The following is a 21,663-nucleotide window of genomic DNA, read 5'->3' as shown; positions in this document are numbered from 1 at the left end:
TGATCGGTGCCGCGGTGGCCTGGCTGGCAGATCGCAATTGGTGCCGGGAGCACCCGGCGGCGCGGCACACTTGGCGGCGCCATCGTCGTGACGTCCGGCACGGCTAACGCGTGCCGGCGATTGCCGGAGCAAACGCTCCGGACCAATGAAAAGCCCGCCTTCCGGCGGGCTCAGATTGCTGACGAACCCCTCGTTTTTCGGAGCGAGGGGTTTTATCTTTTAGGCAAGGGCGAATGGGCAGCGTAAGGGCGCGCACATTGAGAGACAAGCCCTCAGGACGCTCGTGAGCCACCGAAACGGGCGCCAAAGGGACGAACGCTCGCCTAAACGCGCCCGTAGGCGCGCCACCAGCATCGCAATTTTCTTGATGTTCTGCGCCGCCGCAGCCAACAAGCACTGCTCGGCCACCTTGCGCAGCCCGCGCATGCGCGCATAGCGATGCCCATGCAGTTGCTTGGCATCGGCAAAGCTGCGTTCCACCGTCTCCTTGCGCCGCGCGTAAATGCGTCGCCCCCACTCGCTCAGCCGCCTCGCGTCCACCCGCTGCTTGGCGCGCTCCCAGACGTGGCGCGTCACCACCTTCACCGCGTTGGCACTGTTCGTGCACTGTGCTCGTACCGGGCAGCACCGGCATATCCGAGCATCGGATTTGTATTCTCGATAGCCGAGCCGGTTAGTCGTGCTGTACGGCAGCGCCTGTCCCTGCGGGCACACGTACTCGTTGCGGTACGCGTCGTATTGGAACTGCCGTTTGTAGAACAGCCCCGGCTTGTGGTTCGGCGTGCGATAGCCCATCACCCCGGCAATCTCCCGCTCCTCGAGCCCCTGGCACACCGCCGGCGTGAAGTAGCCAGCATCCAGCCCCACCGCTTCCACCTTGAACTCGAAGCGCTCGCGCTGTCGATCCAGCCGCTCCAGATACGGCTGGCTGTCGTGCACCGAGGCCGGCGTCACATGCGTATCGGTGATGATCGCGTGCTTGGCGTCCACCGTGCGGTGGTCCAGATAGAAGAAGCCCTTCGGCTTGTCGTCCCGCACCATGTAGCCGCTGTCCGGATCGGTCCGGCTAATCTTGGTGTCCTTGCTCGACGGCGGCTCATCGTCGTCCCGATTCAGCGGCTTCTTGCCATGCGCGGCCCGGTCCGCATCCACTGCCGCATTGAGCTTCTCCAGATAGGCCGCAGGCGTCTGTTCCAGCTTTACCACGTCGAACTTGTTCTTGTTCGCGTTGGCCTTCAGGTGCGTGCTGTCGGTGTACAGCACACGGCCATCGACCAGACCACGGCCCATCGCCTGGCGCACGATCTCGTCGAAGATCTCCTGATACACCGTCGTGTCCGTGAAGCGTCGGCGGCGATTCTGTGAGAACGTCGACGCATCCGGCACCTTGTCGGTCAGCCGAAACCGGGCGAACCACCGATAGGCGACGTTGACCTGGACCTCGCGCATCAACTGCCGCTCACTGCGCACTCCAAACAGGTAGCCGATGAACAGCAGCTTGAACATCACCACCGGATCGAGCGCCGGACGACCGTTGTCTGCGCAGTACAGATGCGCGACCTTTTCGCGGATGAATTCGAAATCCACTGCCGCGTCGATCTGGCGCAGCAGGTGGTCCTTCGGCACGAGTTCCTCGAGCGTCACCATCTCGAGTTCGTGCTGCGTGGGCGTCGGGATCTTTAGCATCCTGCTATTAAAAAACAAAACCCTCGCACTTGGCGAGGGTTTGTCAGCAATCTGAGCCCGCCTTCCGGCGGGCTTTTTTGCGACTAAAGACACCTCAACAACTGGCTGGGCGCTCAGGCAACGGCCTGAAGGACGTACTTGCCCTGGACGGTCAGACGCGGCGATTTCTTCCCCGCTTCCAACTCTTCCCACTCGATCAGTTTGCTCTCGAGCAACGATTCGAGGTCCGGGCGATCCAGCTCCACCTGCTCCGGAGCTTCCTTGACCAGCATCAGGGTGGCAAATTCATGATGACTCAGCATCTCCGTCTCCCGGTTTGCGGTTCCACAGGGGTCCCTCGTCAGGGACTTTAAGGATAGGTCACGAAAATGACGCCTGCGCGACAAAATTCGTACTTTCGATGCTGCATTGCAGCACTTCTATTATTGGACTTTCCCACGCACAGGTTAGGCTTGGCTGATGACATTGGCATGTCAATCGTCTAGCATTTCGCAACGCAAGTGCCGTATACAAAATGCACCGTCTTGCTGCGATGCAGTAATGGTAATTTTTGGGCAATTTGCGGTGTTGCCCTGCTTATTAGCGGTTTGCTGCCGGTCAAGGACGGTAGAATGGCCCAATTTGCCAGCAATTCGCGCACAACAACCTGACATGCCGCAAAAGAATACGCCGTACTTCGAGTTACGCAGCGGTGCCGTGGATACCCTGCATTTCGTTGTCAAGACGCCTGAGCTGGATACCTTGCGCACCGAGCTGGCGCAACGTTTCGAAGCGACCCCGGAGTTTTTTGCCGGCGACACGGTCGCCATCGACGTGCGGCGTCTGGCCGGCGACGAGCGTGTGGCCGTGCCCGCGTTGGCCGAAATGCTGGCCGAATTCCGCATGAAGCCTATCGGTGTTGTTGCCAACACCGATCAGGCCGGCTGGGCGGTGGTGGAAGGGCTGCCGCGTCTGGACAGCCACGAGCGTCCTGCGCCCCGTGCGAGCCGCGATAGCGAAGCATCGGCCGGGACACCCGCCGAGGCCGCCCAGGCGACGCCCGCGCCGCCCGCGTCGGAGGCGTCGGCGATTCCCTCGACCATCATCGATAAGCCGTTGCGCTCGGGCCAGCAGGTCTATGCGAAGGGCGATCTGATCATTCTCGATCTCGTCAGTTATGGGGCCGAGGTGATCGCGGAAGGTAATATTCACATTTACGCGCCGCTGCGGGGGCGGGCACTGGCAGGCGTGAAGGGCAAGCTCGACGCGCGCATCTTCTGTACCTGCCTCGAGCCCGAGCTGATTTCCATTGCCGGGATTTACCGGACCGGCGAACATGCGCTGCCGCCCGATGTTCAGGGGCGCTCGGTGCAGGTGCGGCTGGTAGACGACAAATTGATTTTCGAGCCCCTCGGGCTCAAATGATTCGTAGCTAATTTCATCCTCAAGTTTGGGAAGGCATCGACAGATGGCAAAAGTGATTGTGGTGACCTCTGGCAAGGGTGGCGTCGGCAAGACGACGACCAGCGCCAGCTTTTCCGCCGGCCTCGCCTTGCAGGGGCACAAGACGGCAGTCATCGATTTCGACGTCGGCCTGCGCAATCTCGATCTCATCATGGGTTGCGAGCGCCGCGTGGTATATGACCTGATCAATGTGATTCAGGGCGAAGCGAACCTCAATCAGGCGCTCATCAAGGACAAGTCCTGCGAGAACCTGTTCATCCTGCCCGCCTCGCAAACGCGTGACAAGGAAGCGCTCACGCAAGCAGGCGTCGAGAAGGTCATCAAGGACCTGACCGACATGGGCTTCGAATACATCGTGTGCGATTCGCCGGCCGGTATCGAGTCCGGCGCACTGCTCGCGATGCACTTTGCCGACGAAGCGCTCGTGGTGACGAACCCCGAAGTGTCGTCGGTGCGCGATTCGGATCGCATTCTGGGCATTCTGTCGTCAAAGACGAAACGCGCCATCGAAGGCAGCGAGCCGATCAAGGAGCATCTGCTCATTACGCGTTACAACCCGAAGCGCGTGAACGACGGTCAGATGCTGTCGCTGGAAGACATTCAGGAGATTCTGCGAATCAAGCTCATCGGCGTGATTCCGGAGTCGGAGTCGGTGCTCCACGCTTCGAACCAGGGTACGCCAGCGATCCATCTGGATGGCACGGACGTGGCCGATGCGTATCGGGACGTGGTGAGCCGGTTCAAGGGCGAAGAGAAACCCATGCGCTTTACCGACTATCAAAAGCCGGGCCTGTTGCAGCGCATTTTCGGCTCGAAGTAAGGAGCGCCCATGTCCTTCCTGTCTTTCCTCCTGGGGGAGAAGAAAAAGACCGCCGCCGTTGCCAAGGAGCGCCTGCAAATCATTCTGGCGCACGAACGCGCGGGCTCGTCGCCGCCGGCGGACTATCTGCCGGCGCTGCAACGCGAGCTGGTCGCCGTCATCTCCAAGTACGTCAAAATCGCACAAGACGACATCAAGGTCAGCGTCGAGCATCAGGACAACCTGGAAGTGCTCGAAGTGAAGATCGAACTGCCGCAGACCTGAACGGGTCCGGCAGATCGGGCGCGTCGGCCAGACGCCGCCGGCCGTTCGATGTCCGCCTGCGCGAAAGCCCGCCACCCTCGTTGCAGGGTGGCGGGCTTTCGCCGTTCCTCCATGCCAGTGGCGGCGAAGCGTGTACGCGGTAACGCGTCAGAACCGGTACTCCGGGTTTTTCGGATCGAACGTCGCGTCGGTCCACTGCGCCTTGCGCACCTTCTCGAAACGCATCTCTTCGATCTTCTGGCCCGATGCATCCCACGCTTCGATGCCGCGCGGCCGACCGGTCTTCAAATCGAGCCATACACGCGACTTGTTGGCGTAATGCTGTGGCGGACCGGCAGGGGCATCCCACTCCAGCGCCAGCATGCGCACGCCACCCACTTCGGACACCGATGTTCTGGACGGCTTTGCGGAGAGTCCGGCCGCACGGAAGCTCCTGGCGTCGTGGGCGATCTGTTCCGCGATGAATGCGAAGCCCAGATCTCGCACGGTGTGATTCGACTGAGAGCGCGCAAGCGTGCCGTCGATGCTGCTCCAGACCGACGTGAAGCCCAGAATGCCGCCGAGATGGCCATACATTTCCTTGGGCTTCTGTGTCTCGTCGTAGATGATTTCCTGACCGGCATGCGCACCGTCGGGCAGCCACTTCGCGTAAATCTGCAATGGATGCTCGCGAATTTTCACGAGCATGCGATCCGGGGTCGTCTGCCACTGATCGTTGATACGTTCGTGGCGCGTGAGTTCGTATTGATACTCGGGCAGCGCGGCGGATTCGGCCTTCAGGAAGCGCACGAGGGTGTCCGGATGCAGAGCCTGCATGTGCGCGACGATCTGGTCGTCGCTCATCTTCGCCAGTTCGCCGCTCTTGATAGCGCGTGAGAGCCATTGCGTTTGCGCGGCGACGGGCAAGGCGGCGAGCCGGGCGGCATCGGATTCGCCTGCCGTCGAGGGGGCGGGCGCGGGATTGGCGACGGCACTGGCCGGTCCAGTCGATACTGCCGATCCCGCCGATGTTGGCGAGGCGCTTTGCGCGACGGCGTGCGATGCACCAACCGTGCCGGCGACGAGGCAAAGGGCGAGGGCGCCCGGCAGCAGCGCGCGCATCGTCACGATGCGGCGCGAAGGGTGCCAAGGGTGCCAAGGGTGCAAATGGTGCCAAGGGTGCCAAGGGTGCGAACGGTGCGCACGATGGTGGGCGTGGCGGCGCACGGCCGCCGCGGAGTGGATGGACATGTCGTTATCTCCCTGAGGCCGGTGCCGGATCGCGCAGCTCGCGCCGCAGAATCTTGCCAACGGTCGTCTTGGGCAGTTCGCCCTGACGGAATTCGATGATGCGTGGCACCTTGTAGGCGGTGAGATGCTCGCGGCAGTGCGCCGAGATCTCCTCGGCGCTCAACTGAGGGTCCTTCGCCACGACCACGAGTTTCACGCGCTCGCCCGCCACAGGGTCGGGCACGCCGACGACTGCCGCTTCACGCACGCCGGGATGGAGCATCACCACGTCTTCGATCTCGTTCGGATAGACATTGAAGCCCGACACGAGAATCATGTCCTTCTTGCGATCGATGAGCCGTATGTAGCCGCGCTCGTCCATGACCCCGGTGTCACCGGTCAGCAGCCATCCCTGTGCGTCGAACGCGCGGGCCGTTTCCTCCGGGCGATTCCAGTAACCGCTCATGACCTGCGGCCCGCGCACACACAACTCGCCCGGCTCCCCGATCGCGGCCCACGTGCCGTCTTCGCGCTTGAAGCGCACGTCGGTCGACGGCGCGGGCAGGCCGATGGAGCCGGTGAAGTCGACGGCGTCCATATGCGCGATGTCGACCGGGTTCATCGTGACGATCGGCGAGCATTCGGTCAGGCCGTAACCCTCGATGATCGGCTTGCCCGTGACCTGTTTCCAGCGCTCGGCAATGGCGCGTTGCGTGGCCATGCCGCCGGCGAGCGACAGCTTCAGCTTCGAGAAGTCCCGCGCGCGGAATTCGGCGTTTTCCAGTAGCCCGTTGAAGAGCGTATTCACGCCGGTGACGCCCGTGAACGTTTCGTTGCGGATGATGTAGACGACCTTCTTTACGTCGCGCGGATTCGCGATAAGAATGTTGCGTCCGCCCAGGCTCATGAAGACGAGGCAGTTCAGCGTAAGCGAGAGAATGTGATACATCGGCAGCAGCGACAGATTCACTTCGATGTCGCCGTCGAGCTGACCGGCTGCCCACGCTTCGGTTTGCAACAGGTTCGCCAGCACGTTGCCGTGTGAGAGCATTGCGCCCTTGGCGACGCCGGTCGTGCCTCCCGTGTACTGGAGAAACGCGAGGTCCTCGCGTGCGATCGGCACGGGGGTGACCTTGCGCTTTGCGCCCTCGGCCAGCGCCCTGCGCAACGCGACTGCCTGCGGCAGATGGTAAGGCGGCACCTGACGGGCGATCCGCCGCATGAGAAAGTTGACGGCGCGCCCCTTGAGGTTCGGCCCCGGACCGAGCAGGTCGCCGATTTGCGTGATAAGAACGCGACGTACCGGCGTGCCCTCGATGGCATCCTCCAGGGTCTTCGCAAAGTTCTCGAAGACGACGATGGTTTGCGCGCCGCTGTCGTGAAGCTGATGCTTCAGTTCGCGCGCGGTGTACAGCGGATTGACGTTCACAACCACGGCGCCGGCGATGAGCGTGCCGAACAGGCAAATCGGGTACTGGAAGCAGTTGGGCATCATGAGCGCAACCCGCTCGCCTTTTTTCACTCCTTGCGCCTGCAACCATGCCGCGAACGCGTAAGCCTGGCGCGACGCCTCGGCATAGCTGATTTCACTGCCGAGACTCACGAAGGCGATGCGCTCGCGGTACTTGTCGATCCATTCGTCGAAGGCCTGCACGAGCGACGTGTAACGATTCACGTCGATGTCGGCGGGAACACCGGGAGGGTAGGCGTTGAGCCACACGCGTTCGTGCTGGACGGCTTGATCCATCGTTGTCTCCGTTGAATGGTTCTGATTTTTTCGCCGCGCGGCGCTTACCGTTCGAGCATGGCGACCACGCCCTGTCCGCCCGCCGCGCAGATGGAAATGAGGCCGCGTCCGCCGCCGCGCTGCGCGAGCAGTTTGGCGAGGGTCGCGAGAATGCGTGCACCGGTCGCCGCAAACGGGTGACCGCAGGCGAGCGAGCTGCCATTCACGTTCAGGCGTTGCCGGTCGATGGTGCCCAGCGGTGCGCCAAGTCCCAGTCTGTCGCGGCAGTAAGCGGGGTCTTCCCAGGCTTTCAACGTGCACAGCACCTGCGCGGCGAATGCTTCGTGGATTTCGTAGAAATCGAAATCCTGCAACGTGAGTCCTGCCTGTGCGAGCATGCGCGGCACCGCATAGGCCGGGGCCATCAGCAGGCCTTCGCGTTGCGATTCGTCCGGATTGAAGTAGTCGACGGCGGCCGTTTGCGAGTATGTCAGATAGGCCAGCACCGGCATGCCGTGCGCCTTCGCCCAGTCCTCGCTTGCGAGCAGCACGCACGACGCGCCGTCGGTCAGCGGTGTCGAGTTGCCTGCCGTGAGCGTGCCGGCTGCGCTGCGGTCGAACACCGGTTTGAGGCTGGCGAGCTTCTCGAGGGTAAGGTCGGGACGCAGGTTGTTATCGCGTTGCAGGCCGCGGAAGGGCGTCATCAAATCGAGGAAGAAGCCGCGCTCGTAAGCTTCGGCCAGATGCTCATGACTGGCGAGCGTGAGTTCGTCCTGAGCCGCACGTTCGATGTCCCAGCGCTTGGCCATCAACTCGCAATGCTCGCCCATCGACAAACCGGTGCGCGGCTCGCCGTTACGCGGCAGCGCCGGGCTGAACAACATGCCCGGGCGCACCTTTGCCAACGCGCCGAGCTTGCCGCCGGTGCTGCGTTGGCGGTTGGCTTCGAGCATGATCTTGCGCAACTTCTCATTCACGCCGATGGGCGCATCGGAGGCCGTGTCGACACCCCCGGCAATCGCGACGTCGATCTGACCGAGCGCGATTTTGTTGCCGGTGAGAATGGCCGTCTCCATACCCGTGCCGCAGGCTTGCTGAACGTCGTAGGCAGGCGTTTGCGCGGCGAGCGTGGTCGACAGCACGGATTCGCGCGTGAGGTTGAAGTCGCGCGCATGTTTGAGGACGGCGCCGGCCGCGACCTCGCCCAGCGTCTGCCCATGCAGGTCGAAGCGGTCGACGAGGCCCTGAATCGCCGCCGTCAGCATGTCCTGATTCGATGCGGTGGCGTAGGCCGTATTCGCGCGTGCAAACGGAATGCGATTGCCGCCGAGAATCGCGACGCGGCGCAGGGCTGGCGCGGGTGCCGTGGGTTTGAAGGCGCTCATATGAAGTCCGGAGTCGAAGAAGTGGGGGCGGTGCGCGGCGCGGCGGCGACGCATCGCCAGCGGCCGCGCAGATGCGGAACGCTGCCCGCAGCGTCGCGTAATTCGAAGCGCTCGCCGCCTGCGTCGCTCTCGCTGTGTTCGTTTCCGTCGTTCGCTTCGTTGCGCTTGTCGCGCTTGTCGCGCTCGTCGCGCCAGAGCGTGATCTCGCCGGGCAGCAACACCGGTGTCTTGAATTCCACGAGGAGATCCAGTTCCGTCGCGTCGCTAGCATTCGGCGAAATGGCGGGCAATACCGCGGCAAGCGTTCGTGCAAAGCTCCACATCCCATGGATGATCGGACGCGGGAAGCCGAACAGCTTCGCCGTCAGCGGCCAAAGATGGATCGGGTTGTAGTCGCCCGAGACGCGGGCATACTGGCGGCCGAGGTCGCCGGGCACGTGCCACGTCGCGGCTTGCGTCAGGGTGTCGTTCGCGCCGAGTTCGGCGCGGTAAGGGGCGCCGAGCGCGCCGCGCACGCCGGTTCTGAGGTACAGGCTCTCGCCTGTCCACACGACGATGCCGTCCCGGCGCGCCGTGGTCACGACCGTAAAGGCTTGCCCTTTGTCGTGTGCGTACAGCGGGCCGGCACGCACCTCCAGTGTCAGTCGCTCTCCGGCGGCCAGCGTCGCATACTGCCGGATGCGGTTCGCGAGATGCACCATGCCAAGCATGGCGAACGGGAATTCGCGCTCGGTCATCAGCAGCATATGCAGCGGGAAGGCGAGCAGATGCGGCCATGTCGGCGGCACGCCGTTCGCGTCGGGAAAGCCGCAGAGTCCGGCGTAACGCGCGATATGCCCGGCGTCGAGCGCAACGTTGCGACGCTCGAAGGCCAGTGGCGGCATCGGTTGCGCACGGGCCGGTTTGCGCGACGACAGCAGGGCGCGCCCATAGAGATGCAGCGGCGAGGGCAGATCGGTGATCTGGGTGACGCGTGTTACCTGTGTTACGGGCACGATGTCGGTTCGGTCGTTGGCCATCGTCAGGCTCCCAGCAGGCTCTGGCCGCAAACCCGCACGACCTGTCCGGTGAGTGCGCCCGATGCCGGATGCGCGAGCCAGGCGATGGTCTCGGCGACATCGACGGGCTGCCCGCCCTGGCCGAGCGAGTTCATGCGGCGTCCGGCTTCGCGAATTGCAAACGGCACCGCAGCGGTCATCGTTGTCTCGATGAACCCCGGCGCGACGGCATTGATGCTGATGTGACGCTCGGCGAGCACCGGCGACCACGCTTCGATCATGCCGATGACGGCCGCTTTCGATGCGGCGTAGTTCGTCTGTCCACGATTGCCCGCAATGCCGCTGATCGACGCCACGCCGAGGATCCGGCTGCCCTCGCGCAGCACGCCGGCGTCCAGCAATGCGGCATTCAGACGTTGCGGTGCGCCGACGTTGATGTCGAGCACGCTTTGCCATTGCGCGTCGCTCATTCGTACGACAGTCTTGTCGCGCGTGATGCCCGCGTTGTGCACGAGAATGTCCAGACCGCGCGGGGCGTGGGTCGACAGATGGGCGAGGAGTGTCGCAGCCGCGTCGGGCGAGGTGATGTCGCATGGCAGCGCGCTCCCGTCGAGTCGCGTGGCAACGACGTTCAGGGCGTCCTGCGCAGACGGAATGTCGACGCAAACCACATGCGCGCCGTCGCGCGCCAGCACGGTGGCGATGGCCTCGCCGATGCCGCGCGCCGCGCCGGTGACCACGGCCACCTGTGCGTCGAGCGGACGTCGATCGCGAGTCGGAGGCGGCTCGAACACCGGTGAGCGCAGCGTGATGGCCTGACCGCTGACGTACGCGGCGCGCGGCGAAAGGAAGAAGCGCAACGTGGAGTGCAACGCTTCGCGGGCCTGGGGCGCGATGTAAAGCAACTGCGCTGTCGCGCCGCGCCGGAGTTCCTTCGCGAGCGAGCGCACGAAGCCTTCGAGCGCCCGTTGTGCGGTGCTGGCCTGGCGCGTCGAGGCCATGGCGGGCGGCAGACCCAGCACCAGCACACGCGCGCATCGGTCGAGCGAGGCGACGGTGTCGTGGAAGAACGTGTAGAGCGCGCTCAGATCGCCGGTGCTGTCGATCGCGCTGGCGTCGAACAGCAACGCCTTGGGGCGCACGCCTTCGCTCGGATTGAAGCGTCCGCTCATCGTGCCTGCCTTGTTGGCGTGCGAAATCCAGTCGAGCCGTTGCGAATGCGCCAGACTCGGCACGCCCAGCCAATGCAGTTCGCGGGCCAGTCCCGGCAGAAGCGGCGCATCATTGGCGCCGCCGACAACGGCCAGCGGTGCGGGCATCGGGCGCGCTTCGGCGACCTCGTCCCCGTACTCCGGCATCCGCTCCAGCGGTACCGGACGCGGCAGGCCCAGCGCGTTGGCCAGTCGGCTGCCCACGGCGGAGTTGGCGAAAGCAAGGTATCGGTCGGACGTCGTCACGGCGCGGTCATCCTGAAAAAGGGGAATTCGGGGTAAGTCGGTGTCAGTCGGAGCAAGTCGGCAAACGATCGAACGCGCGGCATTACGGTGTCAGCGCTTCGTCCGTCGGCGTGTAGTGTTCGGCGCGTCGCATGTCGGCGGCGCGTCCGAAGTCGGCCGGGAAGTCGTCGACGGCGACGGCCCTGGCGGCATAGTCGGCGTACTGCTCCAGCAGGCGGCGTTCGTCGTTGCTCACGAGTTGCAACTGCGCCGCGTGTTCGACCCATGCGGCGAGTTCGGGCAGGCTTTGGGGCATGACGGGCAGACGGCCCTCCTTGACCGCGCTACGCAGGCGTTGCTCGATGGCGGTGACCTCCGGGGTCATCCGGAAGACGATCTCGCCGTACGCCAGATCGTCGACTTCGGGGCTCGGCGAGTAGCTCCCGGCGATGAGACGCTCGCGGGCATCTCCCGGCGTCTGCATGATCTCCGCGACGCGCGTCGCCAACGCATCGGACGGCTTGGCGTAGGGGAGGCCGAGCGGCGTCAGCTTCCAGCGCATCCACCACGCCACGCCGCGCGACGGGTAGTTCGCCAGCACCCCTTCGAAGGCTTCACGGGCTTGCCAGAGGGCGTCTTGCGCGGCCCAATGCACGAGCGGCAGATCGGCCTCGGGACGGCCTTCGTCTTCGAAGCGTTTGAGCGTGGCGGTCACGAGGAATAGCTGGGAGAGGATGTCCCCCAGACGCCCCGTGATGCTCTCCCGGCGCTTTAGCGAGCCGCCGAGTACAGCCATCGAAACGTCGGCCGCGATGGCCAGCAGCGTCGACAGGCGATTCACGGCGCGGTAGTAAGTGTGCAGCTCGGGGGCCACGCCCGACGGGATGGAGGAAAAGCGGGCGTGCGTGATGCCTTGCAGCGCGCCGCGCACGATGTTGCTCGTGACGAATGTCAGGTGACCGAAAAGGGCGTCGTCGAAGGCGCGTACGGCGGCGGTTTCGTCGGCCGTTTGTGCGGCCGCGAGTTCCTTCAGTACGTAAGGATGGCAGCGGATCGCACCCTGACCGAAGATCATCAGGCAGCGCGTCATGATGTTCGCGCCTTCGACGGTGATCGACACGGGAATCTGCTGGTACGCGCGGGCGAGGAAGTTGTTCGGGCCCATGCAGATGCCCTTGCCGGCGACGACGTCCATGCCGTCATTGACCACTTTGCGGGCGCGCTCCGTCACGTGGTACTTGGCGATGGCGGAGATGACCGACGGCTTCTCGCCAAGATCGACGGCGAGCGCGGCCATGCGGCGCGTGGCGTCCATCGCGTAAAGATTGCCTGCCATGCGCGCAAGCGCTTCCTGCACGCCCTCGAACTTGCCGATCGGCGTACGGAACTGGCGACGCACCGCCGCATAGGCGCCGGTCGCGCGCACGGCAATCTTCGAATAACCGACGTTCGACGAGGGCAGCGAGATCGCGCGGCCCGCGGCGAGGCACTCCATCAGCATGCGCCAGCCCTTGCCGACCTGCGCCTGACCGCCGATTACCCAGTCGAGCGGGATGAAGACGTTCTTGCCCGAGTTGGGACCGTTCTGGAAGACGGCGTTCAGCGGCCAGTGACGGCGGCCGATGACGACGCCCGGGTGCTTCGTGGGGATCAATGCGCAGGTGATGCCGGGTTCGTCGTCCTCACCCAGCAGGTGGTCCGGATCGAGCGCGCGAAAGGCGAGGCCCAGCACGGTCGCGACGGGGCCGAGCGTGATGTAGCGCTTGCTCCACGTGACGCGAAAGCCGAGCGTTTCGCGCCCCTCGTGCACGCCCCGGCATACGATGCCGACATCGGGAATGGCGGCGGCGTCGGAACCGGCGTAAGGGCTGGTGAGGGCGAAGCACGGAATCTCTTCGCCCTTGGCAAGGCGGGGCAGATAGTAGTTCTTTTGCGCTTCGGTGCCGTAATGCAGCAGCAATTCGGCCGGACCGAGCGAATTCGGCACCATGACCGAGACGGCGGCAGCCGAGCAGCGCGACGCGAGCTTCATCACGACCTGAGAGTGCGCGTAGGCCGAGAATTCGAGGCCGCCGTAGCGTTTGGGAATGATCATGCCGAGAAAGCCGGCGTCCTTGGCGTACTGCCAGGCCTTGGGCGGCAGGTCTTGCCAGACCTGCGTGCTTTCCCAGTCGTTGGACAGGTCGCACAGGTGCTCGACCTCATTGTCCATGAAGGCTTGCTCGTCGGCGGAAAGCGCGGGAGCGGGCAATGCCGTGAATTTCTTCCAGTCGGGTTGCCCGGAAAAGAGATCGGCGTCCCACCAGACGGTGCCGGCCTCGATGGCATCTTTTTCGGTGTCCGACATTTCCGGCATGATGGTCCGGAACTTGACGAGCATCGGAGCCGTAACCCACGCGCGGCGCAGCGGGCCGATGCTGAGGATCAAGGCGGGAATCACGAAAACGACACTGAGGACGGCAGTCGCGATCGTTCCGGTCAGTCCGAGCGTGGCGCCGGCGCCGACCCAGAGCACGGTCGCGAGCAGCCATTGCCAGGCATGCGCGCGATACAAAAGCAGGGCGCTCACGCCCACGACAAACGCGAGAATCCATACGGCTATCATTTTCTCCTCCCTTGGTTCGGCGTCCCGGCAGGCGACATCGGACGGAAATTGCACGTCATCGGAGCTGAGCCGCGTGATGCGCAACGCGCAACGCTGCGCCGGACAACGGCGCCGCCGGGGCTCGCCGGGACTGTCAACCACTTGCCATCTGCCGGTTTTTCGCAGGCGTTGTGCGCCGTTCGTGCCAGTGATGGCGTTTTTATTGGATCGTTCGGCGACGTATTGGTGCGCCGGAAATTCGAGTAAAGCGTCGAGTTGCGAAAGCGCGCGGCAACCGCGCGGCCATGCCTCGTGCCCCGACGACGCACGCCACACCCGAATCGGGACGGCATGGGCGTGCCGCGTACGTCGAGCCCAGGTACGGCTCCTGCCGAGGCGAGGACTTGCCGGCCTCAGGCGCTGGCGAGCGACCGGCCACCCACCGGCCCGTCGTCGTTCGCCTGCGGTGCCGGGGCGCCCGACACCTGGCCTGCCTCGCGCGGCGGCGTGACGTCCGCGTCCTTGGCCAGCGCGAATACCGCGGCAAAACTCGCGAGTTGCGCGTCGCCGGGCATCGGCGCCTTGAGCGCCGCGACCATGAGAGCCGTAAGCCTTGCCACCACTTGCAGGTCGCCCATGGCCTGACCTTGCGCGAAGGTGTCGATCAGGCGCGAGGTATCGCTGCTCGCGAGGACACCCGAGAGCGCTTGCAGGGCAAAGTGAAGGCGCCAGCCAAGTTCCTGGCGCGGCAACTCGGGAAGGGCGCGCGCAAAGGCTTCGAAGAACCGCTCGAAGACGGGCGCGTAGTGCTGTTGCAGATAGTCGCGGATAAAAGGGGACGGATCGGCATAGACGCGCCCGAGCAGGCGCAGGAACGCCGGTCCGCCGATGTCGCGGTGGTGGGAGATGGCGAGCGCCGGGATGAACATGGCGCCCAGCACGTGCTCGCAGGTCAGTTGCGGTGCCGGCCAGGCCGATTCGGCACGGGTGAGCAGCGCCAGACGCTCGTCGTTGAGCCGGTCGAGCCGGCGCGAGAGCATGGCCTGGAGCAATGTCTCCTTGCTGCCGAAGTGATAGTTGACGGCGGCCAGGTTGACCTCTGCGCGCGACGTGATTTGCCGCAGGGACATTGCCTCATAGCCGAATTCGATGAACAACTCTTCTGCGGCATCGAGAATGCGCAGTTTGGTGTCGCCGGCTTGGCGGCCGGCCGAGACGCGAGGATTCACGACGAACCTCCAGTGAGACGTGGCGAACGGCCACGCCATCGCAAAGAACCGCTGTTTCATTCAAACGTTCGATTGAATGCTAGGCGGTAAGCGGGGGTGCCCCAAGGTATTTTTGTGGACGTTGCCCTCTAAAGCGCGGTTTCGCGAAGCGGGGCGCGGCCTTCATGGGGGTTGCGTCCGAGGGCGCGGTGAATGCGGCGGGTTGAACCGGCGCAGGGGTGGAGAGGTCTGATTTCGGTGCGTTCGCGCCGGAAAGTCTCGGTGCCGGACAATAGTTTGCTAAAATGTTCCGCTTTGTGTGCAAGACCGTTTTGGCGCTAACCCGATTTGTCGGGTGCGGAGGGAAGCCGGCGTCGCATCGTCGGTACCGGCCCAAGGTTGATTAACTGACAGGGTTCGCTTGCGGCACTCCCTCACCGCAACACAGAACGACCCTCTGGATGGACGAATATCCTCATGACTATCGCTGTTGAAAACCTCGGCAAGCTCGAGCGTCGCTTTACCATCACCCTGCTCAAGCAGGACGTCGAAAAAGAAGTCGCGACGCGCATTCAGCGACTGTCGAAGACGGTTCGCATGCCGGGCTTCCGTCCGGGCAAGGTGCCGCTGAAGATGGTCACCCAGCAGTACGGTGGTCAGGTCGAAGCCGAAGTCGTCAGCGACAAGGTCGGCCAGCAATTCTTCGAAGTGAGCAAGGAACAGGATCTGCGCGTTGCCGGCCAGCCGAGCTTCGCCCCGAAGGCTGACGCCGCTGAGACCGAATATGCGTTCGACGCCACGTTCGAAGTCTATCCGGAAGTGAAGATCGGCGATCTGAGCACGGCTGAAGTCAGCCGCACCACGACGGAGGTCTCGGAAGCCGAGATCGACCGTACCATCGACATCCTGCGCAAGCAGCGCGTGCACTACCACGTGCGCGGCGAAGCCGGCGCCCATGGCGACGGCGGCTCGGTCGAAGCCAAGGACGGCGACCGCGTGACCGTCGACTTCGTCGGCAAGATCGACGGCGAAGCGTTTGCGGGCGGCAGCGCCGAAGACTTCGTGTTCGTGCTGGGCGAAGGCCGTATGCTCCCGGAATTCGAAAAGGCAACGCTGGGTCTGAAGGTCGGCGAGTCGAAGGAATTCGAACTCAAGTTCCCGGACGAGTACCATGGCAAGGAAGTCGCGGGTAAGACCGCCACGTTCACCGTCACGCTCAAGAAGGTCGAGTGGGCCCACCTGCCGGAAGTCGATGCAGAGTTCGCCAAGTCGCTCGGCATCGCCGACGGTAGCATCGAAAAGATGCGCGCCGACATCAAGGAAAACCTGTCGCGCGAAGTGAAGCGCCGCACGCAGGCGCTCCTCAAGGATCAGGTCATGAACGCTTTGATCTCGGTCTCGGAACTGGACGTGCCGAACGCGCTGATCGCTCAGGATCAGGAGCGCCTGGTCGCGATGGCGCGTCAGGACCTCGCGCAGCGTGGCGTGCCGAACGCCGGCAACGTGCCGATCCCGGCTGAAATGTTCAAGGAACAAGCCGAGCGTCGCGTGAAGCTGGGCCTGATTCTGGCTGAGCTGGTCAAGCAGAACGACCTGCAAGCGAAGCCGGAGCAGATCAAGGCCGAAGTCGAGGAGTTTGCGAAGAGCTACGAAGACCCGCAAGAAGTCGTCCGCTGGTACTATGGCGATCAGCAGCGCATGGCGGAAATGGAAGGTTTCGTCGTCGAGAACAACGTTGTCGAGTTCGTCCTGGGCAAGGCCAAGGTGACCGACAAGCAGGTCAGCTTCGAAGAACTGGCCGGCAATACGCAAGGCTGATCGACTGCGACACGACCGACTGAACCGCCGCGGCCGCAAGGCCGTGGCGGTTCTTTTCCAAATGGCCTTCGGGCCTCCACCTTGCGGCGCGCAAAACCATCTCGATAGAAGGGTCGAACCGATATGATTACCCGTTCCGAATTGCTCGCCCAACTCGCCTCCCAGACGCACAACTCCGCTCTCGACACGCAAGGCCTCGGCCTCGTGCCGATGGTCGTCGAGCAAAGTGGTCGTGGGGAGCGCGCTTACGACATTTATTCGCGTCTCCTGAAGGAGCGCATCATTTTCCTGGTTGGCGAGGTCAACGACCAGAGCGCCAACCTCGTCGTCGCCCAATTGCTGTTCCTCGAGAGCGAAAATCCGGATAAGGAAATCTCGATGTACATCAACTCGCCGGGCGGTTCCGTCTCGGCGGGCCTGGCGATCTACGACACGATGAAATTCATCAAGCCGCCGGTCTCGACGCTGTGCCTGGGCATGGCTGCCAGCATGGGCGCATTCCTGCTCGCCGCGGGCGAGAAGGGCAAGCGTTTCGCTTTGCCGAACGCGCGCATCATGATTCACCAGCCGCTGGGCGGCGCGCGGGGTCAGGCATCGGACATCGAGATTCACGCCAGGGAAATCCTTTTGCTCAAGGACCGGTTGAATCGTCTGCTGGCGGAGAACACGGGCCAGTCGCTCGAAGTGATCGCGCGCGACACCGATCGTGACAACTTCAAGTCGGCGGCTGATGCCGTCGAGTACGGGTTGATCGATCGCGTGCTCGAAAAGCGTCCCTGATTCGGTCTCGAATTCGGGGCGTCTGACGGCAAAATCGTTGGCGCGACACCAGGCGTTTTCGTTTCGGGAAGCAGGGTGATCGCGCCAAGTCTTTGTCGTAAAAGGGAATTTATGGCTGTCGCGAGTGGGCCACACGCTCGTACAGCATGGCGTTACAATGGGATTCACGTATGCCGCGTTTGCCGCCCCGGCGGGGGACGACCGGGGCGCAAATTGCTAGCAGGCTGACACAGATATGGTGGATAAAAAAAGCACTTCCAACGGCGAAAAGCTGCTCTACTGCTCCTTCTGCGGAAAGAGCCAGCACGAGGTCAAGAAGCTCATCGCAGGTCCGTCCGTGTTCATTTGCGACGAGTGCATTGATCTGTGCAACGAGATTATTCGCGACGAGGCCGCAGCGGCCGAGGACGAGAGCGGCAGCGGCGCCAAGTCCGATCTGCCGTCCCCGCAGGAAATCCGTGAGAGTCTCGATCAGTACGTGATCGGTCAGGACCGCGCCAAGAAGATTCTGGCGGTGGCGGTCTACAACCATTACAAGCGATTGAAGCACCTCGGCGACAAGCGCGACGAGGTCGAACTCTCCAAGAGCAACATCCTGCTGATCGGGCCGACCGGTTCGGGCAAGACACTGCTCGCGCAAACGCTTGCGCGTTTGCTCAATGTGCCGTTCGTGATTGCCGACGCCACCACCCTGACCGAGGCCGGTTATGTGGGGGAGGACGTCGAGAACATCATTCAGAAGCTTCTGCAAAACTGTAATTACGAGATCGAGCAGGCGCAGAAGGGTATCGTCTACATCGACGAGATCGACAAGATCAGCCGCAAGTCGGACAACCCGTCGATTACGCGCGATGTGTCGGGCGAAGGTGTGCAGCAGGCGCTGCTCAAGCTGGTCGAAGGCACAATGGCGTCGGTACCGCCGCAGGGCGGGCGCAAGCATCCGAATCAGGACTTCATCCAGGTCGATACGACCAACATTCTCTTCATCTGCGGCGGCGCGTTCGACGGTCTCGAAAAGATCATCATGAACCGTACCGAAAAGACGGGGATTGGTTTCGGCGCGACCGTCAAGACCGGTGAAGAGCGTGATGCGGGTGAACTGCTGCGCGACGTCGAGCCGGAAGATCTGATCAAGTTCGGTCTGATTCCGGAACTGATCGGTCGTCTGCCGGTGGTTGCTACGTTGGGCAAGCTTGACGAAGACGCACTGGTGACGATTCTGATCGAACCGAAGAACGCGCTGGTCAAGCAATATCAGCGCCTGTTCTCGATGGAAGGCGTGGAACTGGAAATTCGCCCGGCGGCCATGCACGCGGTGGCGCGCAAGGCCATCAAGCGCAAGACCGGGGCTCGCGGTTTGCGTTCGATCATCGAACAAGCGCTGCTGGAAGTGATGTACGAGCTGCCGTCGCTCAAGGGCGTGACCAAGGTGATCCTGGACGAAAACGCGATCAGCGGCGACGGAAAGCCGCTTTTGATCTATCAGGAGTCGCCCAAGGTTGCCGGTTCCAATTGAACGGTCAACTTAGGGCTATACCAAGCCGTTCATGGAAACATGGACGGCTTTTTTTCCTTCATACTAATGCCACGGGCAATGAAACCCCGAGTGGTGCAACTTGTCGGCGAAAGGGCGGTTCCCGCCCCTTGTAATTCGCGCCGGCGGCCTCAATTAGCTGGAACACAACGGTATCGTTAAATATGGGGAACGAGATGTCAGGCACCCAAATCCTCCCGCCCGAAGCGATTCAACTGCCCCTGTTGCCTCTGCGCGACGTGGTCGTGTTTCCGCACATGGTGATTCCCCTTTTCGTGGGGCGTCCGAAATCGATTAAAGCGCTTGAAACCGCGATGGAGGGTGGCAAGCACATCATGCTGGTCGCGCAGAAAGCGGCGGCCAAGGACGAGCCCACGGCCAAGGATCTCTACGAGATCGGTTGCGTGGCGAACATCCTGCAAATGCTCAAACTGCCCGATGGCACCGTCAAGGTGCTGGTCGAGGGGATTCAACGCGCCCGCACGCTGAGTGTGGACGAAGAGGAGACCCAGTTCACGTCGGAAGTCATGCCGCTCGAACCGGATGACGGCAACTCGCCGGAATCCGAGGCGCTGCGCCGTGCGATCGTGGCGCAGTTCGATCAATACGTGAAGCTCAACAAGAAGATCCCGCCGGAGATCCTGACCTCGCTGTCGGGCATCGACGAAGCCGGTCGTCTGGCGGATACCATCGCTGCGCATCTGCCGCTCAAGCTTGAGCAGAAGCAGAAGATTCTGGAGATGTTTCCGGTCATCGAGCGCCTTGAGCATCTGCTCGCGCAGCTCGAAAGCGAGATCGACATCCTTCAGGTCGAAAAGCGTATCCGCGGCCGCGTCAAGCGCCAGATGGAAAAGAGCCAGCGCGAGTACTACCTGAACGAGCAAGTCAAGGCGATCCAGAAGGAATTGGGCGAAGGCGAAGAGGGCGCGGATCTCGAAGAACTCGAGAAGCGTATCAAGGCCGCGCATCTGCCGAAGGACGCCAAGAAGAAGGCCGATGCCGAACTCAAGAAGCTCAAGCTGATGTCGCCGATGTCGGCGGAGGCGACCGTCGTGCGCAACTACATCGACACGCTGGTCGGTCTGCCGTGGCGCAAGAAGAGCAAGGTGAACAACGACCTGTCGAATGCCGAGAAGGTGCTCGACGAAGACCACTTCGGCCTGGAAAAGGTCAAGGAACGTATCCTTGAGTACCTTGCCGTGCAACAGCGCGTAGACAAGGTCAAGGCGCCGATCCTGTGCCTCGTCGGGCCCCCCGGCGTGGGCAAGACCTCGCTCGGCCAGTCGATCGCGCGTGCGACGAACCGCAAGTTCGTGCGTATGGCGTTGGGCGGCGTGCGCGACGAGGCCGAGATTCGTGGTCACCGTCGCACTTACATCGGCTCGATGCCCGGCAAAATTCTGCAAAGCCTGTCGAAAGTTGCCGTGCGTAACCCGCTGTTCCTGCTCGACGAAGTGGACAAGATGGGCATGGACTTCCGTGGCGATCCGAGTTCGGCGCTGCTCGAAGTGCTCGATCCGGAACAGAACCATACGTTCTCGGATCATTACGTCGAAGTCGACTTCGATCTGTCGGACGTGATGTTCGTGGCAACGTCGAACTCGCTGAACATTCCGGCGCCGCTGCTCGACCGTATGGAAGTGATTCGCCTGTCGGGTTACACGGAAGACGAAAAGGTCAACATCGCCCAGCGCTATCTGCTGCCGAAGCAGAAGAAGAACAACGGGCTGAAGGAAGGCGAGATCGATCTGACGGAAGCCGCAATTCGCGACATCATCCGTTACTACACGCGTGAGGCGGGCGTTCGTTCGCTGGAGCGCGAGATCTCGAAGATCTGCCGCAAGGTCGTGAAGATGTTGCTGCTCAAGAAGGTCGAGGGCTCATCGATCAAGGTCGATGCGGGCAATCTCGACAACTTCCTGGGCGTGCGCAAGTTCGACTTCGGTCTGGCCATGAAGGAAAACCAGATCGGCCAGGTCACGGGGCTGGCGTGGACGGAAGTGGGCGGCGATCTGCTGACCATCGAAGCTGCGCTGATGCCGGGCAAGGGCAACATCATCCGCACGGGTTCGCTCGGCGACGTGATGAAGGAGTCGGTCGAAGCGGCCCGTTCGGTGGTGCGTTCGCGCGCACGTCGACTCGGCGTGACCGACGAGCAGTTCGAGAAGAAGGACATCCACATTCACGTGCCGGAAGGCGCGACGCCGAAGGACGGCCCGTCCGCCGGTATCGCGATGACCACTGCACTTGTGTCGGTGCTCACCGGTATTCCGGTGCGTGCGGATGTGGCGATGACGGGTGAGATCACGCTGCGCGGCGAAGTGTTGCCGATCGGCGGCCTCAAGGAGAAGTTGCTTGCGGCTCACCGGGGTGGCATCAAGCTCGTGTTGATTCCGGAAGAGAACGTGAAGGATCTCGCAGAGATTCCCGACACGGTCAAGAACGCGCTGGAAATCGTGCCGGTGCGCTGGATCGACAAGGTGCTGGAACTGGCGCTGGAGCATGCACCGACGCCGTTGCCGGAAGAAGAAGCAAAGGCAGCGCCTGTTACGCCGAACACCGATGCGGGCGGCAAGCAGGACGTCATCAAGCACTGAGTGTGATGTTCGTCGGGCGAGGCGTGGAAGGTTGAGCGTCGCCCGACAAGGCACGGCGCAAAAGCGGCAAAAAGCTCGGGGTTTTCCCCGGGCTTTTTTTTGTTCACTCGAAGTGGTTGAAAATGGCGTCCGGCAAGCCCGGATTCAGGTGTGCTTCCGGTGCGCTCCGACGGCC

The 21,663-nt window shown here is 62.9% G+C and carries 16 protein-coding genes; 7 read left to right on the top strand and 9 right to left on the bottom strand.

The window, feature by feature from the left end; translation table 11 throughout:
- Window positions 1–219: 219 nt before the first annotated feature.
- Window positions 220–1,686 (bottom strand): IS1182 family transposase, encoded by a 1,467-nt coding sequence (locus tag AB870_RS12465; RefSeq protein ID WP_053059345.1) that lies wholly within the window; start codon window positions 1,684–1,686, stop codon window positions 220–222.
- Between the two features lie 113 nt (window positions 1,687–1,799).
- On the bottom strand, window positions 1,800–1,988 hold the full coding sequence (locus tag AB870_RS12460; RefSeq protein WP_047904964.1) for a hypothetical protein: 189 nt from the start codon (window positions 1,986–1,988) through the stop codon (window positions 1,800–1,802).
- 349 nt (window positions 1,989–2,337) lie between these two features.
- On the opposite strand from AB870_RS12460, the gene minC reads away from it, so the two are divergent.
- Genes minC through minE form a run of 3 tightly spaced genes read left to right on the top strand, consistent with a single transcriptional unit; the run spans window position 2,338 to window position 4,213 of the window.
- Window positions 2,338–3,090: a septum site-determining protein MinC gene (gene minC / locus AB870_RS12455; RefSeq protein ID WP_047904963.1), complete on the top strand. Its 753-nt coding sequence runs from the start codon at window positions 2,338–2,340 to the stop codon at window positions 3,088–3,090.
- Window positions 3,091–3,133: 43 nt separating this feature from the next.
- Window positions 3,134–3,949 (top strand): septum site-determining protein MinD, encoded by an 816-nt coding sequence (minD, locus tag AB870_RS12450; protein WP_047904962.1) that lies wholly within the window; start codon window positions 3,134–3,136, stop codon window positions 3,947–3,949.
- Window positions 3,950–3,958: 9 nt separating this feature from the next.
- On the top strand, window positions 3,959–4,213 hold the full coding sequence (minE, locus tag AB870_RS12445) for a cell division topological specificity factor MinE (RefSeq protein ID WP_010808102.1): 255 nt from the start codon (window positions 3,959–3,961) through the stop codon (window positions 4,211–4,213).
- Window positions 4,214–4,360: 147 nt separating this feature from the next.
- Here the strand turns inward: minE and AB870_RS12440 are convergent, their stop codons facing one another.
- From AB870_RS12440 to AB870_RS12410, 7 genes are all read right to left on the bottom strand, one after another.
- The gene (locus AB870_RS12440) at window positions 4,361–5,443 is read right to left on the bottom strand and encodes a DUF1571 domain-containing protein (RefSeq protein ID WP_237169930.1); all 1,083 of its coding nucleotides are present in this window, start codon (window positions 5,441–5,443) and stop codon (window positions 4,361–4,363) included.
- Window positions 5,444–5,447: 4 nt separating this feature from the next.
- Window positions 5,448–7,169 carry an AMP-binding protein gene (locus AB870_RS12435; RefSeq protein ID WP_047904960.1) on the bottom strand — a complete coding sequence of 574 codons (1,722 nt, stop codon included), beginning with the start codon at window positions 7,167–7,169 and terminating at the stop codon, window positions 5,448–5,450.
- Between the two features lie 44 nt (window positions 7,170–7,213).
- Complete coding sequence (locus AB870_RS12430; RefSeq protein ID WP_047904959.1) at window positions 7,214–8,533, bottom strand: acetyl-CoA C-acetyltransferase; 1,320 nt, start codon at window positions 8,531–8,533, stop codon at window positions 7,214–7,216.
- A complete protein-coding gene (locus AB870_RS12425) occupies window positions 8,530–9,552 on the bottom strand; it encodes a MaoC family dehydratase (RefSeq protein ID WP_053059344.1) in 1,023 nt (340 codons plus the stop codon). Before AB870_RS12425 ends, AB870_RS12430 begins: the two co-directional genes overlap by 4 nt.
- 2 nt (window positions 9,553–9,554) lie before the next feature.
- Window positions 9,555–10,988 (bottom strand): 3-oxoacyl-ACP reductase, encoded by a 1,434-nt coding sequence (locus tag AB870_RS12420; protein ID WP_047904958.1) that lies wholly within the window; start codon window positions 10,986–10,988, stop codon window positions 9,555–9,557.
- Between the two features lie 82 nt (window positions 10,989–11,070).
- Window positions 11,071–13,572 carry an acyl-CoA dehydrogenase gene (locus AB870_RS12415; RefSeq protein ID WP_047908140.1) on the bottom strand — a complete coding sequence of 834 codons (2,502 nt, stop codon included), beginning with the start codon at window positions 13,570–13,572 and terminating at the stop codon, window positions 11,071–11,073.
- Between the two features lie 392 nt (window positions 13,573–13,964).
- The gene (locus AB870_RS12410; RefSeq protein ID WP_047904957.1) at window positions 13,965–14,819 is read right to left on the bottom strand and encodes a TetR/AcrR family transcriptional regulator; all 855 of its coding nucleotides are present in this window, start codon (window positions 14,817–14,819) and stop codon (window positions 13,965–13,967) included.
- Window positions 14,820–15,236: 417 nt separating this feature from the next.
- Here AB870_RS12410 and tig point away from each other — a divergent pair, with 417 nt between their 5' ends.
- The 4 genes from tig to lon all read left to right on the top strand — a co-directional run bounded on the left by tig (window position 15,237) and on the right by lon (window position 21,488).
- Complete coding sequence (tig, locus tag AB870_RS12405; protein WP_047904956.1) at window positions 15,237–16,577, top strand: trigger factor; 1,341 nt, start codon at window positions 15,237–15,239, stop codon at window positions 16,575–16,577.
- A 126-nt stretch (window positions 16,578–16,703) separates the two neighbouring features.
- A complete protein-coding gene (clpP, locus tag AB870_RS12400; protein WP_047908139.1) occupies window positions 16,704–17,357 on the top strand; it encodes an ATP-dependent Clp endopeptidase proteolytic subunit ClpP in 654 nt (217 codons plus the stop codon).
- Between the two features lie 235 nt (window positions 17,358–17,592).
- On the top strand, window positions 17,593–18,873 hold the full coding sequence (clpX, locus tag AB870_RS12395; RefSeq protein WP_047904955.1) for an ATP-dependent Clp protease ATP-binding subunit ClpX: 1,281 nt from the start codon (window positions 17,593–17,595) through the stop codon (window positions 18,871–18,873).
- A 194-nt stretch (window positions 18,874–19,067) separates the two neighbouring features.
- Window positions 19,068–21,488: an endopeptidase La gene (lon, locus tag AB870_RS12390; protein ID WP_047908138.1), complete on the top strand. Its 2,421-nt coding sequence runs from the start codon at window positions 19,068–19,070 to the stop codon at window positions 21,486–21,488.
- Window positions 21,489–21,663: the final 175 nt, after the last annotated feature.

Source organism: Pandoraea faecigallinarum, from assembly GCF_001029105.3.
Lineage (GTDB): Bacteria > Pseudomonadota > Gammaproteobacteria > Burkholderiales > Burkholderiaceae > Pandoraea > Pandoraea faecigallinarum.
The sequence above is the reverse complement of the archived record's forward strand: the minus strand, read 5'-3'. Positions and strand labels throughout refer to the sequence as shown.

Bases quoted from the DNA above. Each gene is read 5' to 3' on its own strand.
- AB870_RS12465 (WP_053059345.1), bottom strand. From the start codon at position 1,686: ATGCTAAAGATCCCGACGCCCACGCAGCACGAACTCGAGATGGTGACG.
- AB870_RS12460 (WP_047904964.1), bottom strand. From the start codon at position 1,988: ATGCTGAGTCATCATGAATTTGCCACCCTGATGCTGGTCAAGGAAGCT.
- minC (WP_047904963.1), top strand. From the start codon at position 2,338: ATGCCGCAAAAGAATACGCCGTACTTCGAGTTACGCAGCGGTGCCGTG.
- minD (WP_047904962.1), top strand. From the start codon at position 3,134: ATGGCAAAAGTGATTGTGGTGACCTCTGGCAAGGGTGGCGTCGGCAAG.
- minE (WP_010808102.1), top strand. From the start codon at position 3,959: ATGTCCTTCCTGTCTTTCCTCCTGGGGGAGAAGAAAAAGACCGCCGCC.
- AB870_RS12440 (WP_237169930.1), bottom strand. From the start codon at position 5,443: ATGTCCATCCACTCCGCGGCGGCCGTGCGCCGCCACGCCCACCATCGT.
- AB870_RS12435 (WP_047904960.1), bottom strand. From the start codon at position 7,169: ATGGATCAAGCCGTCCAGCACGAACGCGTGTGGCTCAACGCCTACCCT.
- AB870_RS12430 (WP_047904959.1), bottom strand. From the start codon at position 8,533: ATGAGCGCCTTCAAACCCACGGCACCCGCGCCAGCCCTGCGCCGCGTC.
- AB870_RS12425 (WP_053059344.1), bottom strand. From the start codon at position 9,552: ATGGCCAACGACCGAACCGACATCGTGCCCGTAACACAGGTAACACGC.
- AB870_RS12415 (WP_047908140.1), bottom strand. From the start codon at position 13,572: ATGATAGCCGTATGGATTCTCGCGTTTGTCGTGGGCGTGAGCGCCCTG.
- AB870_RS12410 (WP_047904957.1), bottom strand. From the start codon at position 14,819: ATGGCGTGGCCGTTCGCCACGTCTCACTGGAGGTTCGTCGTGAATCCT.
- tig (WP_047904956.1), top strand. From the start codon at position 15,237: ATGACTATCGCTGTTGAAAACCTCGGCAAGCTCGAGCGTCGCTTTACC.
- clpX (WP_047904955.1), top strand. From the start codon at position 17,593: ATGGTGGATAAAAAAAGCACTTCCAACGGCGAAAAGCTGCTCTACTGC.
- lon (WP_047908138.1), top strand. From the start codon at position 19,068: ATGTCAGGCACCCAAATCCTCCCGCCCGAAGCGATTCAACTGCCCCTG.